This is a genomic window from Bradyrhizobium sp. USDA 3262, assembly GCF_054060035.1.
Map to the genome: position 1 here is coordinate 8127479 of NZ_JBSSCT010000001.1, position 13489 is coordinate 8140967.

A 13489-nucleotide genomic window follows, 5' to 3' on the forward strand; every position below is an offset into this window, starting at 1 on the left:
GCAATCCATCTGTCCGCAAACGCGGCTTGATGGATTGCTTCGTCGCTATCGCTCCTCGCAATGACAGCGGAGAAAGACTCGCGCCGCAGTAAGGTTAGAGCGCGTCCGACCGATGCAGGGTGTCGACCGTGATGGTGCCGCGGGCACGCGAGACGCACGCGCAGATCTTGCGGCTCTCCCGCTTCTGATGGTCACTGAAGAAGACGTCGCGATGGTCGATCTCGCCGTCGACATCGACCACGTCGACCGCGCAGACCCCGCATTCACCGCGCCGGCAGTCGCTCATCACCTCATGACCGGCTTCGTTGAGCACGTCCAGCATCGACCGGTCGCGCGGGATGACGAACTCGGTCCCTTCACCACTGAGCCGCACGCGGAACGCCTCGGTCGGCAACAGCCCGCTCGATCCAAAGGTCTCGTAGCGCAAATCGGAGAGCGGGCGGCCGGACGCCTCCCAGGCGCGCCGCGCCGCGTCCAGCATCCGGATCGGGCCGCAGAACAGCGTCATCGTGTCCTGCGGCAACGCCGCAAAGACGCCGTCGAGGTCGAGCCGCCTGCCTTCGTCGCCGGCATGGACGGTGAGGCGGTCGCCGAGCGCTCGCTCAAGCGGTTCGAGATAGACCGCATCGCCGCGCGTGCGCACGGCATAGTGCAGCGTCACGCCGGCGTCGCGGCGGGCGAGCGCCTGTGCCGCACCGACGATCGGCGTGATGCCAATGCCGCCCGCGATCAGGCAATACTGCCGCCGCGTCCAGTCGAGCTGCACCAGCGAGGTCGGCAGCGTGATGTTGAGCCGCGCCCCCGGCGCGAGCGAGCACATGTAGCGCGAGCCGCCGCGGGAATCCGCTGCGTGCCGAACTGCGATCCGGTAGCCCTGCGGATCGGCTTCGCCGACCAGCGAATAGGAGCGGGTCTGCGGCTGGCCTTCGATGGTGACGCCGACATCGATATGGCTGCCGACGGGATAGGGCACACCCGCAAAGTTATCCGGCCGCAGCAGGAATTCACGGATGCCGGGCGTGAGGTCGCGCACAGCGAGCAGCGTGGCGGATGTCCAGGTCTCGATGAATCGCATGGCGTTCTCCGCTCAGCCGGCTGCCGAATTGATCAGCGCCAGCGCCGGCAGCAGATCGAGATGGCCGCGGTTGCGCAGCGCCAGCCGCAGATTGCGTGCCGCAAGCCTTGCATGCTCGCGCATGATCGCCTCGGCGCGCGCGCCCTCGCGGTTCTCGATGGCGTCGACCACAATGCGATGGTGATCCTGCGCGATCAGCAGGATCTGGCGCGCCTCGGGCAAGGCCGATTGCGCCATCACGAAGCCGCTCGGCGAGGCGAATGGCAGCGCCGAGGCGCGGTCGATCTGCCGGATCAGCGGCGGGCTGCGCGACAGCTCGGTGAGCAACGCGTGGAAGCGCGCGTTGAGCGCGACATAGGACGAAAAGGCTTCGACCGAAATCGGATCCTGCCGCACCAGGCCGTCGATCTCGTTGAGGCATTCCTTCAGCGGCTCGAGATCGCGCGACGAGACGCCGCGCTCGGCGGCGAAGCGCGCGGCCAGGCCCTCCAGCGTGCCGCGCAGCTCGATCGAATCGAGAATGTCGCGCTCGGAAAATGCCTTGGCCATGAAGCCGCCGGAAGGGATCGCCTCCAGCAGGCCTTCCTCTTCCAGCCGGACCAGCGCCATCCGCACCGGCGTGCGCGATACCCCGGTGAACTCGACCGCCTGCAGCTCCGAGATGCGCTCGCCGGGCCGCAGGCCGCCGGAGAGAACGAGGTCGCGCAGCGCAAGCTGCGCCCGCACGGTCTGCGACACTGAACGATCGGTTTCGCGTTCCGCCATGGCCCGCCCCTCGCCTACTCGGCAGCCTGCAGCTGTGGCGGCGGATTTTCCTTCGCCACCATGCGGTCAATGACGCGCCGCGCCCACATTGCGCCGGCGTCGATGTTGAGATTGTAGAACACCCGGTCCGGATTCTCGTCCATCGCGCGCTGCTGCGCTTCCAGGATGATCTCGTCCTCATGGAAGATGCCGGCGACGCCGTCGCGGATTTCCGAGGTCAGCCGCTGCTCGGTGATGCGGTGATTGCGGACGAAGGCCCAGAAATAATGGCAGGTCTTCTCGGTCTCGGGCGTGATCGTGTTCAGCACATAGCCGTTGACGCCCTGCGAGCGATCGCCCTCCGGCGCGCCCGAACCGGCCGGCGCGACGCCGACGTCGATGTTAACGGTGCACGGCGCCTCGAAGCGGATAATCTGCCAGCGATCGACCGGGCCCGGCTTCTGCAGCTGCCTGGCCCAGAACGGCGGGGCCTCGATGCCCTTCATCCAGCGCGTCACGGTGACCGTCTTCTCGCCATGGGTGACGTCGAACGGCGCCTCGGCGACCGCATCATTGCCGATGCTCGAGCCGTGCACGAAGGTCTCGTGCGTCAGGTCCATCAGATTGTCGACGACGAGGCGGTAGTCGCATTTGACGTGAATGGTCTTGCCGTCGCCGGCCCAGGCCGGATCGTGGTTCCAGTGCATGTCGGGCACCAGCGCGGGATCGGCGAGCGCGGGATCCCCCATCCAGAGCCAGATGAAGCGGTGGCGCTCGACGACGGGATAGGCGCGGACGCAGGCCGACGGATTGATCGTCTCCTGCGAGGGCATGAAGGTGCAGCGGCCCTGCGCATTGTATTTCAGGCCATGATAGCCGCAGACCACGGCATCGCCATCGAGCCGGCCCTTGGAGAGCGGCACGAGGCGATGCCAGCAGGCATCCTCCAGCGCCACCACCTCGCCGTCGCCCGTCCGGTACATCACGACATGCTTGCCGCAGATCGTCCGAGGCAACAGCGCGTGCTTGATCTCGGCATCCCAGCCGGCCGCGTACCACGCGTTCATCGGAAAGGGTTTTGGCACTGGATCCTCCCTAATGCATCCTATCTGTATACAGAGTATGCTTGAACGAGGCAATATCCGGCGATAAAGGCCAAAACTGACGTCATTCAGTATACATTCATATAAAAATCGAGAGTATCTAAAAAAATCGATTTTCGATTGACGGCCACTAGACCGTCGGCCAGTCTGCGGCCATGAACATCGGGTTGAGTTTTCGCGAGGGCTTGGCCGGCGACGGGCCGCGAAGCCTGACATCGGCGGTCCAGGAACGGCTGCGGGCCGACATCCTGTCGACGCGGCTGCTTCCCGGCCAGAAGCTGCACATCGCCGGCCTCGCCAAGCAATTCTCGGTCAGCCTTGCCGCCGTGCGCGAGGCGCTGTCGCGGTTGGTGGCGGATGGATTGGTACAAGCCTCGGATCAGCGCGGCTTCCGCGTCTGTCCGGTCTCGCTCGCCGACCTTGCCGATGTCACGCAGACACGGATCGACATCGAGGGACTTGCGCTGCGGCGCTCGATCGAGCGTGGCGACGAGGCCTGGCTGTCCTCGGTCGCGGCGGCCTGGGAAGCGCTGAAGGCCGTGCCCTATCGGTTTCCCGACGATCCCACCGTGCATTACGAGGAATGGGTGGTCCGCCACCGCATCTTCCATCGCGCGCTGGTCAATGCCTGCGGTTCGCAATGGCTGCTCGGCTTCCGCGACGTGCTGCACGAGCAGAGCGAGCGCTACCGTCGACTTTCGATCCGACGCGAGGTCGGCCGGCCGCGCGATGTCGAAGCCGAGCATGCCGCGATCGTGGACGCCGTATTCGCGCGCGATGCCGATGCGGCGGTTCGCGCTTTGTCGGTGCATTTCAGCACCACCATGGAATTCGTCGAGCTCGCCGCTCCGCGCATAGCGGAGGTCAACGCCACCACCTGATTCTGCGGTCACGAGACGCGCCGAAAAACAACAACAATCGATATCCGGGAGAAACAGAAGCATGAACATCACGCGCCGCTGTGCGCTGGCAACCCTGATCGCCACCACCGTGCTGGCCGGCCCGGCCTTCGCGGCAGACACGATCCGCGTCGGCCTGCCCACCAAGACCTATTGGCCGACGACGATCGCCGAGACCGCCGTGCGGCAGAGGCTGTTCGAGAAGGAAGGCATCAAGGCCGAGCTGACGATCTATCGCAGCGGCGCCGAGACCTTCGAGGGCATGGCCGCGGGAGCAGCCGACATCATCCTCGATCCGCCGTCGCTGGTGTCCGCCGGCCGCAAGAAGGGCGTGATGTCGCGCATCGTCGCCAATGCCGCGATGGGCAATTTCGGCTGGCAGTTGATGGTGCCGGTCAAATCGACGCTCGAGGTCAAGGATCTCAACGGCAAGAAGGTCGGGATCACGGCAGCAGGATCCGGCTCGGACCTGCTCGCGCTGTGGACCATTCAAGACAGGAAGATCGACTTCACCCGCGTGCCGGTCGGCGGCGGCGGCCTGGTGCCGAACCTGCTCGCCGGCAATGTCGACGCCGCCGTGGTCTATTCGCCGCTCAGCTTCCAGGTCGCCAAGTCGGGCGAGGCGAAGACCATCCTCGACTATGCGACCGCGGCACCGCCGAACCTCACCGCAGGCTGGATCGTGCTCGACAAGTTCGCCGAAGCCAAGCCGGAGGTGGTCCAGAAGGCCGTCAATGCGCTCTATGGCGCGCTGCAGTTCATGCGCGCCAACCGCGACGTCACCGTGAAGCTGATCGCCGACCTCTATGAGATGCCGGCCGAGATCGCCGCGATGGAATATGACAACACCATCATGAAGCTGGAGACCGACGGCAACATGGGCGCGGCCAATGTGCCGGCAGCGGTGCAGCTGTCGCTCGATCTCGCCAAGCTCGGCGGATTGAAGGACATCGTTCCGGTCGAGGACGTGATCTCGACCAGGTTCAAGCCGGTTCCGACCAAGCCGTAACATGCAGGCCACCCTGACCATCAAGCTCGCGCGGGTCGCGATCGTGGTCGCGATCTTCGCGCTGTGGGAGATCCTGTCGCGGACCGGGCTCGCCAATCCGCGCCTGTTGCCGTCGGCATCGGACACGCTCGTGACGCTCGGCGACCTCCTGCAACGATCGAGCGTCCGGACCGACCTTCTGGTGACCGCGACCGAGGTGCTGACCGCCTTCGCGCTCGCGGTGCCGATGGGGGCACTGATCGGGTTCCTGATCGCGGAAAACCGCTATTTTGCCGATGTCGCAAAGCCGCTGCTGTTCTTCGCATTCAGCATCCCGAAATCGATCTTCCTGCCGATGTTCATCCTGGTGTTCGGCGTCGGTTTCGCCCAGAAGGTCGGCTTCGGCTTCTTCTCGACCATCTTCATCGTGATCATGTCGACCACGACGGCGGTGGAATCGGTCAAGGTCGAACACCTGACGGTAGCCCGCTCCTACGGCGCCACGCGCACGCAGACCGCGTTCCGCGTCTATCTGCCGAGCATGCTGCCGGTGCTGCTGGAAGCGCTGCGGATCTCGATGATCTTCAACCTCACCGGCGTCATCCTCGCCGAGATGTACGCCTCGCGCGACGGCATCGGCCACCAGATCGCGACCTGGGGCGAGAATTTCCAGATGAAGCAGCTGCTCGCCGGCGTCGTGATGGTCGCCGCGATCGCCATGACCTTCAATGAACTGATCAGATGGGTGGAAACACGATGCAGCCATTGGCGAACGTGACACCATTGAAGCCCGCCTCGCGCGCCGGCGCGATCGAGGTCAGGAATGTCGGCCAGGTGTTCCGGACCAAGACCCAGGACGTCGTCGCGCTGGAAGACGTCTCGCTCGACATCAAGCCGGGGCGCTTCGTCGTGCTGGTCGGCCCGAGCGGATGCGGCAAGTCCACGCTGCTGATGATGATGGCCGGGCTGCGCGCGCAGACCTCGGGCACCATCACCATCAACGGCGCGCCGATCCCGCAGCCCGACCCGAACCGCGTCGGCGTCGTGTTCCAGGAAGCGAGCCTGTTTCCGTGGCTGACCGCCGAAGACAATGTCGAGTTTCCGCTGGCGCTGCGCGGCGTCGCCAAGGCGGAGCGCCGGGCCAAGGCGCAGGACGCGCTCAAGCTGGTCGGCCTCGAAGGCTTCGGCAAACGCCACCCGCACGAACTGTCGGGCGGCATGAAGCAGCGCGTCTCGATCGCGCGCGGCCTGGTGCAGGATCCGCCCGTGCTGTTGATGGACGAGCCGTTCGCCGCGCTCGACGAGCAGACCCGGATGACCATGGGCGACGAGCTATTGCGGATCTGGGCCGCCACCGGCAAGACGGTCGTGTTCGTCACCCACAGCCTGACCGAGGCGGTCTACCTCGCCGACGAGGTGATCGTGATGTCGCCGCGCCCCGGCCGCATCGTCGACCAGCTGCAGGTCAACTTGCCGCGGCCGCGGACCTACGAGATGTTGAGCGGCGACGCCTTCGGCGCGCTGCGCGACCGCATCTGGCGGCACATCCGCAAATCGGCGTGAGAGTGTGATGAGCGCGAAAGCACTTCGCCATCTGATTATCGTCGGCCTGCTCGTGCTGTGGGAGCTGTTGCCGCGCACCGGGCTGATCCCCGAACTGTTCCTGCCGTCGTTGTCGTCCACCCTGCTCGCGGGCTGGAACGAGGCCGCCGAATACGGCCATGCGCTTGCGGTGACGCTCTACGAGGTCGCGGTCTCGATGGCGTTCGCCTGCGGCGGCGGCATTCTGCTCGGCGCCATCGTCGGCAGCCTGCCGCGCCCGCGTCTTCTGATCATGCCGATGGTCTCGAGCCTCTATGCGGTCCCGCTCGTGATCCTCTATCCGGTGTTCACGGTGTGGCTCGGCATCGGCTCGGAATCCAAGATCGCCTTCGCTTCGATCTACGGCTTCCTGCCGACCATGCTGGCGACGGCCGCCGGGATCCAGACCATCGACCCGCAACTCTTGCTCGCCGCCCGCAGCATGGGCGCGACACTGAGCCAGCGGCTGGTCCGCGTCATCATCCCTGCCGCGATCCCGACCGTGCTGTCGGGCCTGCGGGTTGGCGGCGCGCTCGTCATCGTCGGCGTGGTGGTCTCGGAGATGCTGATCTCCTCGGCCGGGATCGGCTATCTGATCTCGCGCTACCGCACCATTCTCGACAGCCCGCACGTGTTCGCCGGCGTGCTGCTGGTGTTGTTCATGGCGATTGCCTTCAACACCGCGATCCGCTGGGTCGAGCGCAAGGCCGCGATCTGGCAGACCGGGACGCGCGCCGGCCAGAGCGCCGCCGACGAGGTCGGCTCCGGCGCGATGCAGCCGGCGACGTAAGGGGATCGCGACGTGTTCGACCTCACCTTGACGTTCGACAATGGACCGGAGCCCGATGTCACCCCGCTTGTGCTCGACATCCTCGGCGAGCGCGACATCAAGACCACGTTCTTCGTGATCGGCGAGAAGCTCGCCGACCCCGCGCGCCGCCGCCTCGCTGCCCGCGCGCGCGACGAAGGCCACTGGATCGGCAATCACACCTATACGCACAGCACGCCGCTCGGCGAGCAGCCCGACGCGGACACGGCACAACGCGAGATCGGCCGGACCGAGGCCGCGATCGGCGAGCTCGCCCATCCCGACCGCTGGTTCCGGCCGTTCGGCGGCGGCGGCAATCTCGACGGTCGGCTGCTGAAGCCATCGGTGGTTGATTATCTCGTGCACAACAAGCACAGCTGCGTGCTCTGGAACGCGATCCCGCACGACTGGGACGATCCCGACGGCTGGACGGAGCGCGCGCTCGAGCAATGCCGCGCACAGCCATGGACGCTGTTGGTGCTGCATGACCTGCCGACCGGCGCGATGAGGCATCTCGATCGGTTCCTCGATCGCGCCGCGGCGATCGGCGCCCGCTTCCGTCAGGACTTTCCGCCGCCATGCGTGCCGATCCGCAACGGCGCGATCGCGCTTCCCATCCAGGCCTATGTTTCCTCCATCGAAGAGAGTGAGAGACCATGAAGATCGCAAGTTTCAAGGCGGCGGGTACCGCGAGCTATGGCATCGTGACCGATGCGGGCGTGATCGACGCCGGCAAGCGGCTGAAGGCGTACCCGACGCTGAAGGCGCTGCTGACGACGGGTTCGCTGGATGAACTGAAGAAGCTGCAGGGCGAGCGCGCCGATCACGCGCTCAGGGATGTCGAGTTGCTGCCGACCGTGCCCGATCCCGACAAGATCTTCTGCATCGGCGTCAACTATGCGACGCATCTCGCCGAGAGCGGCCATCCGACGCCGCCGCACCCGATGATCTTCACCCGCTTCGCCAACAGCCAGGTCGGCGCCGGCCAGCCGATGATCCGGCCGCTGGAGTCGGAGCGCTTCGACTATGAAGGCGAAATGGCCGTCATCATCGGCAAGGGCGGTCGCCGCATCGCGCGCGAGGCCGCGCTCAGCCATGTCGCGGGCTATGCCTGCTACAATGACGGCAGCATCCGCGATTGGCAGCGTCACACCTCGCAATTTGCGCCCGGCAAGAATTTCGTCGGCACCGGCGGCTTTGGCCCGTGGATGGTGACGACCGACGAGCTCCCCGACATCAGCGAGCAGCACATCGCAACCCGCCTCAATGGCGTCGAGGTGCAGACCGCGCCGATCTCGGACCTCGTGTTCGACGTCGCGACCCTGATCGCCTATTGCTCGACCTTCACCGAGCTGGTGCCGGGCGACGTCATCGTCACCGGCACCACCGGCGGGGTCGGCGCCTACCGCACGCCGCCGCTGTGGATGAAGGATGGCGACGTCGTCGAGGTCGAGGTTACCGGCATCGGCGTGCTGCGCAATCCCGTGAAAGACGAAACCGCGGCAAGCGCAACGCGCGCGGCTTGATCCGGCCGCACAACGACAAGAAGGAGGACATCATGAACCTGCCCAAGCATCTGCTGCCGACCACCGTCGTCGGCAGCTATCCGCAGCCGGAATGGCTGGTCGATCGCGCCATGCTGTCGAAGTCGGTGCCGCGCACCCGCATGCACGCGATGTGGCGGCTGCCGGCCGAGCATCTCGAGGAAGCGCAGGACGACGCGACCATCGTGGCGATCCGGGATATGGAGCGCGCCGGCATCGACATCGTGACCGATGGCGAAATCCGCCGCGAGAGCTACTCGAACCGGTTCGCCACCGCCCTCGAAGGCGTCGATGCCGACAATCCCGCGATGATCACGGCGCGCACCGGCAACACGCAGACGCCGGTGCCGCGCGTGGTCGGTCCGGTGAAGCGCAAGGGACCGGTCGAGCTGCACGACATGCAGTTCCTGCGCAGGAACACCGACCGCGCCGCCAAGATCACCCTGCCCGGCCCGTTCACGATGAGCCAGCAGGCCAGGAACGAGTTCTACAAGGACGACGAGGAGCTCGCGATGGCCTTCGCCGAGGCCGTCAATGCCGAGGCTCGCGACCTCGAGAAGGCCGGCGCCGACGTCATCCAGCTCGACGAACCCTGGGTGCGCAACAATCCGGATCTTGCCAAGCGCTATGCGGTGAAGGCGATCAATCGCGCGCTGCAAGGCATCAGCATCCCGACCGTGGTGCATCTCTGCTTCGGCTATGCGGCGGTGGTGCCGGGCTCGACCAAGCCGGCCGGCTACTCGTTCCTTGCCGAGCTCGACGACACCATCGCCGACCAGATTTCGATCGAGGCGGCACAGCCGAAGCTCGATCTCGGCGTGCTCAAGGATCTCTCCTCGAAAAAAATCATGCTCGGCGTGCTCGACCTCGGCAATCCGGAGATCGAACCTGCCGCCGTCGTCGCCGATCGCATTCGCAATGGCCTGAAGCATGTGCCGGCGGAACGGCTGGTCGTCGCGCCGGACTGCGGCATGAAATACATGCCGCGGCACGTTGCGTTCGGAAAACTGAAGGCGATGTGCGACGCCGCCGCGACGGTCAGGAAAGAGATCGGCTAGAGCGTTTTCGAGCGAAGTGGATACCGGTTCGCGTGAAGAAAACGCGTCAAAACAAGAATCTAGAGCCCCGTTCCGATTCCATCGGAACGGGAAAAGCTCTAGGCCGCACCCGACGCGGTCAGCGGGTCGTAACCCGGGCTCTTCAGGAGCGCATGAAGCTGGCGGCGGCGCACACCCATGTTGCCGCCGTCGAACAGGGGATAGGCCATCGCGTCCTGGAGCAGGCCGGCGAGCGGACATTGGTGATCGTAGCTCTCGATGCCCACCACACGCATCAGATCGGTGATCACTTTCACCGCGGTCTCCGATCCGAACACCTTGGCGTGCAGTGCGAGCTCGAAGGCACCGGGCGCATTGCTGTCCATGGCGTGACAGGCCTTCCAGCTCAAATAGCGCGCCGCCTCGATCGCCATCTTGGCATCGGCCAGCGCGTAGCCGACCGCCTGGTGCTCGATGATCGGTGCGGCGCCGCCGCGATGCTCGGTCCGGGCGAAGTTCAGCGCATAGTCGAAGGCGGCGCGCATCAGCGCGACGCCGAACACGCCGACCAGCGCGGCGGTGCCCGCAAAACTCATCTCCACCAGTTCGAGCCCGCCGCCGGTGCGGCCAAGGACATTGTCCCTGGCCGTCCGCACCTGCTCTAGCCGAAAGCGCGGCGTCAGATGGGCGCGATGGCCCATCAGGTCGGCGGCGCGTTCGAGCACGATGCCCTTGATGCCGCCGGCAGACCGCGGCACCGCAATCACGGAGATCGCGCCGTCGGGCGCAGCCGTTGGATCGGTGCGACAGACCACGCAGATCAGGTCGGCGCCGTTGCCGTCCCAGCCGGTCGCGCTCGACACCCATTGCTTGGCGCCGGTGATGACCCATTCCTCCCCGTCGAGGCGCGCTGCTGTTTGCAAGCCGGTTCCCGGCACCGGCGAGGCAAAGTTCGCGCTGCCGCCCGGCTCGCTGAAGGCGAAGGCGGCAAGCGGCGTGCCGGCACGTTCGAGGAACGGTGCGATGAAGGTCTTCTGCTGCGCCGGCGAGCCCGCCAGCATCACCGGCATCAGACCGAGCAGCGAGCCGAACAGCGTCAGCGAGACGTTGACATCGACGGCCTGAAACTCCTCGGCGACGACGGCCATGTCGAACACACCCGTGCCCTCGCCGCCGAGCGGCGCAGGGATCATCCGGCGCAGGAAGCCGGCCTTGACCACCTGTTCGTAGAACGGCCTGGTCGCGGCAAAGCGCTCCGCGGGCGTGGCGAGGTGGCGGGTTGCGTCGGCGACGCCCGAAAGCGCGGTCCGCGCGAAGCTCCGGGCGGACATCTGCAGCTCGCGTTGGTCTGCTGTCAGGGTGAAATCGATCGGCATGGTCGTCTCTCCTCCAGCGGGTCGAATGTCCGAAGGTGAGGCGCCGGGCCGCCGAAGTCATTGACGCCCCGTCCACGCCGGTTTGGCAAAATGTCCGCCTGACTGGCACGGCAATTGATTGTAAGCTCGTCGCCGGCTTCCGTCTTGGCAGGCAAACTTCGACACGCGAACATGGGCGCTTCCTGGAATATGCACGATGTCGCACCGGCAGACCGCTTCGCCTATTGGCGCGAAGCGGTGCTGCAGACCTATCTGCCGCTCGAGCCGGAGAAGATCTCGCCCGGCGATTTCGACGGCGCGATCACCAGCATCGGCAGCCCCGCGCTGCCGTTGTCGCGGGTGCAGTCCGTGCCCAACGCCATCCACCGTACGCGGAAGGGAATCGGCAGCTTCCAGGACGGATCGTTCTTCGCCAATCTGCAGATCACGGGCGACGCCGTGGTCGAGCAGCATGGGCAAAAGACGCTGGCGCGGCCCGGCGACATCGTGCTGCTCGACACCAACGAGCCCTTCGCGATGCGGTTCGAGCAGGGCTGCGACCTGGTCTGCGCCACGATTCCCGGCGCGCGGCTGCGGCGGCATCTGCAGCAAATGTCTGGCCGGCCGCCGAACGTCATCGCCGGACGCGGCGCGGGCCGGCTCGCCTCCGCCTATCTCGGCGCGCTGCGCGATATCCCCGACGATTTCGCGCTGGTCGACGACCTCGCCGCAAGCCAGCTCGAGGGCCTGCTGGTGCGGGCGACCACCATCGGCGTGCCGACGATCGGATCGTCGTCACCGCGCGAGGCGATGCTGCGGCAAATCCAGACCTTCATCCTGGACGAACTGCACAATCCGCAACTGTCCGCGAAATACATCTGCCGGCACCTGAACATTTCGCGCAGCCATTTGTTTGCCGTGCTCGCCGATGCCGGAACGACCCTCGCGGCGCATGTCCGCGATGCGCGGCTCCGCCACAGCCTCAGCCAGCTTCGCGACCCCCGATTGACCGATCTTCCGATCGGCGAGATCGCGCTGCGCGTGGGATTCAAGAGCCACGAGAGTTTTGCCCGCGCGTTCCGCCGCGCCTATGGCGCAGCGCCCGGCGCGTTTCGCGTCGGAGGCGAGGAGACGCATTGAAGCTTGACGGACTGAAGGCGCCGGCGGTCGGCTTACGAGTTCGACGCCGCGCGGGTCGAGGCCGACTGGACATCCTTGATGTTGATGACGACGGCAATGCGCTTGACCGTGCCGCTGCGGTAGGCCTGCAGGAACTTGTCGTAGTGCTTGACCGAGATGCAGCCGTTGGAGTCGCCGTTCGGCCCGAGCATGTAGCTGTGGACCAGCAGGCCGACGCGCCCGAAGGTGTCGCTGCCGTCGACCGGGGTCATGCGCAGCGCGGGCACGCCGTGGAACAGCTTCTCGCGCGGCTTCATCTCATAGATGCCGGGCGGCGTCGCACCGGCGTTGCGGGCAGTCACATGCGCGGGATCGTCGAGCAGATTGCCGAGGCCTGAATGCGCCTCGAACTTGGTACCGTCGGGCATGTACACGATGCGGCCGGTGATGTCGTAGACGGCCGTGGTGTTGTCATAACCGAGCTTGCCGAGATCGGGGCTCGGACCGGACAACAATCCGTCATTCGGATCGAGCGAGGCCAGCTGCATCTTGCCCGGCATCATGTCGGCAATTTTCTGCAGGAATGTCCGGTTGTCGCCCTGCTGCACCGGCGCCTGTGGCGGTGGCGGCTGATCGTTACGTGCAAGCAGATTGGCCTCGGCCGGCCGCGACCGCGGCATCGGCACGGTGGACGTCGTCGCCGTGGTCGTGGCAGCGACGGACGCCGTCGCCGACTGGCTGGTCGGCAGTTCGGTCTGCGTGTCGCGCAGCTGGCCGGCCAGCGCGTCCTCGATCTGGCCGAACTCGGAATTGAAATCGCCGCGGCTCGAACGGAACCCGCGGCGCAGTGGATAATAGAGTGAGGCCGAATTGATCGTGGAGCGAGAGCCGAAGCGATCGTCGAAGTTCAGCGAGGCGGTGGTGTTGGCGAGCGCCGGACCGTGAAGCCATGCGGTGGGGTCGATGCCGACCATCCAGGCGGCAAGGCCAGACGACAGGGCAAGCGCGCTCACGGCAAACGCCGTGCTGCCCACCAGCGACATGCCGCGGCTCGACTTACGCCGGGCAGGTTTCGTCGTTCGTTGACCCATCAATCCCCAAGTTCGGTGCTCTGGGGCCTGTTACCCGGCCCACCGGGATTCACCGATCACTCATCATATCAGGGAATTAGAGTAAGGCATAATCGAGACAAAACGGACAACGAGAGGTTTTTTAAACGTTTTTCGGATTGAAAGT

Annotated in this window: 14 protein-coding genes; 9 read left to right on the forward strand and 5 right to left on the reverse strand. The window is 65.9% G+C overall.

What is annotated here, in order from left to right:
• Positions 1-94: 94 nt before the first annotated feature.
• The 3 genes from ACVWYP_RS38395 to ACVWYP_RS38405 are packed head-to-tail and all read right to left on the reverse strand — an operon-like array spanning position 95 to position 2886.
• On the reverse strand, positions 95-1075 hold the full coding sequence (locus ACVWYP_RS38395; protein ID WP_304496952.1) for a PDR/VanB family oxidoreductase: 981 nt from the start codon (positions 1073-1075) through the stop codon (positions 95-97).
• A gap of 12 nt (positions 1076-1087) precedes the next feature.
• The gene (locus ACVWYP_RS38400) at positions 1088-1840 is read right to left on the reverse strand and encodes a GntR family transcriptional regulator (protein WP_304496953.1); all 753 of its coding nucleotides are present in this window, start codon (positions 1838-1840) and stop codon (positions 1088-1090) included.
• Positions 1841-1854: 14 nt separating this feature from the next.
• Positions 1855-2886 (reverse strand): Rieske 2Fe-2S domain-containing protein, encoded by a 1032-nt coding sequence (locus ACVWYP_RS38405; RefSeq protein ID WP_439711221.1) that lies wholly within the window; start codon positions 2884-2886, stop codon positions 1855-1857.
• 191 nt (positions 2887-3077) lie between these two features.
• Between ACVWYP_RS38405 and ACVWYP_RS38410 the strand changes: the two genes are divergently transcribed.
• The 8 genes from ACVWYP_RS38410 (at position 3078) to ACVWYP_RS38445 (ending at position 9800) form a co-directional block, all read left to right on the forward strand.
• On the forward strand, positions 3078-3803 hold the full coding sequence (locus tag ACVWYP_RS38410) for a GntR family transcriptional regulator (protein WP_212057561.1): 726 nt from the start codon (positions 3078-3080) through the stop codon (positions 3801-3803).
• 61 nt (positions 3804-3864) lie between these two features.
• Positions 3865-4830 (forward strand): ABC transporter substrate-binding protein, encoded by a 966-nt coding sequence (locus tag ACVWYP_RS38415; protein ID WP_304496955.1) that lies wholly within the window; start codon positions 3865-3867, stop codon positions 4828-4830.
• A gap of 1 nt (position 4831) precedes the next feature.
• Entirely contained in the window at positions 4832-5587 is a 756-nt protein-coding gene (locus tag ACVWYP_RS38420) for an ABC transporter permease (RefSeq protein ID WP_304496956.1), read from the forward strand.
• Positions 5566-6372 (forward strand): ABC transporter ATP-binding protein, encoded by an 807-nt coding sequence (locus tag ACVWYP_RS38425; protein ID WP_304496957.1) that lies wholly within the window; start codon positions 5566-5568, stop codon positions 6370-6372. The genes ACVWYP_RS38420 and ACVWYP_RS38425 overlap by 22 nt, the downstream gene beginning before the upstream one ends.
• A gap of 7 nt (positions 6373-6379) precedes the next feature.
• The gene (locus ACVWYP_RS38430; protein WP_304496958.1) at positions 6380-7180 is read left to right on the forward strand and encodes an ABC transporter permease; all 801 of its coding nucleotides are present in this window, start codon (positions 6380-6382) and stop codon (positions 7178-7180) included.
• Between the two features lie 12 nt (positions 7181-7192).
• On the forward strand, positions 7193-7858 hold the full coding sequence (locus ACVWYP_RS38435; protein WP_304496959.1) for a polysaccharide deacetylase family protein: 666 nt from the start codon (positions 7193-7195) through the stop codon (positions 7856-7858).
• Positions 7855-8724, forward strand: a complete 870-nt coding sequence (locus tag ACVWYP_RS38440) for a fumarylacetoacetate hydrolase family protein (RefSeq protein ID WP_304496960.1) — start codon at positions 7855-7857, stop codon at positions 8722-8724. The genes ACVWYP_RS38435 and ACVWYP_RS38440 overlap by 4 nt, the downstream gene beginning before the upstream one ends.
• Positions 8725-8756: 32 nt before the next feature.
• A complete protein-coding gene (locus ACVWYP_RS38445; protein WP_304496961.1) occupies positions 8757-9800 on the forward strand; it encodes a cobalamin-independent methionine synthase II family protein in 1044 nt (347 codons plus the stop codon).
• A 98-nt stretch (positions 9801-9898) separates the two neighbouring features.
• Here the strand turns inward: ACVWYP_RS38445 and ACVWYP_RS38450 are convergent, their stop codons facing one another.
• Positions 9899-11155: an acyl-CoA dehydrogenase family protein gene (locus ACVWYP_RS38450; protein WP_304496962.1), complete on the reverse strand. Its 1257-nt coding sequence runs from the start codon at positions 11153-11155 to the stop codon at positions 9899-9901.
• Between the two features lie 189 nt (positions 11156-11344).
• Here ACVWYP_RS38450 and ACVWYP_RS38455 point away from each other — a divergent pair, with 189 nt between their 5' ends.
• Positions 11345-12274 carry an AraC-like ligand-binding domain-containing protein gene (locus ACVWYP_RS38455; protein ID WP_453945880.1) on the forward strand — a complete coding sequence of 310 codons (930 nt, stop codon included), beginning with the start codon at positions 11345-11347 and terminating at the stop codon, positions 12272-12274.
• A 32-nt stretch (positions 12275-12306) separates the two neighbouring features.
• Here the strand turns inward: ACVWYP_RS38455 and ACVWYP_RS38460 are convergent, their stop codons facing one another.
• Positions 12307-13296, reverse strand: a complete 990-nt coding sequence (locus ACVWYP_RS38460) for a DUF2778 domain-containing protein (protein ID WP_028338550.1) — start codon at positions 13294-13296, stop codon at positions 12307-12309.
• Positions 13297-13489 lie beyond the last annotated feature (193 nt).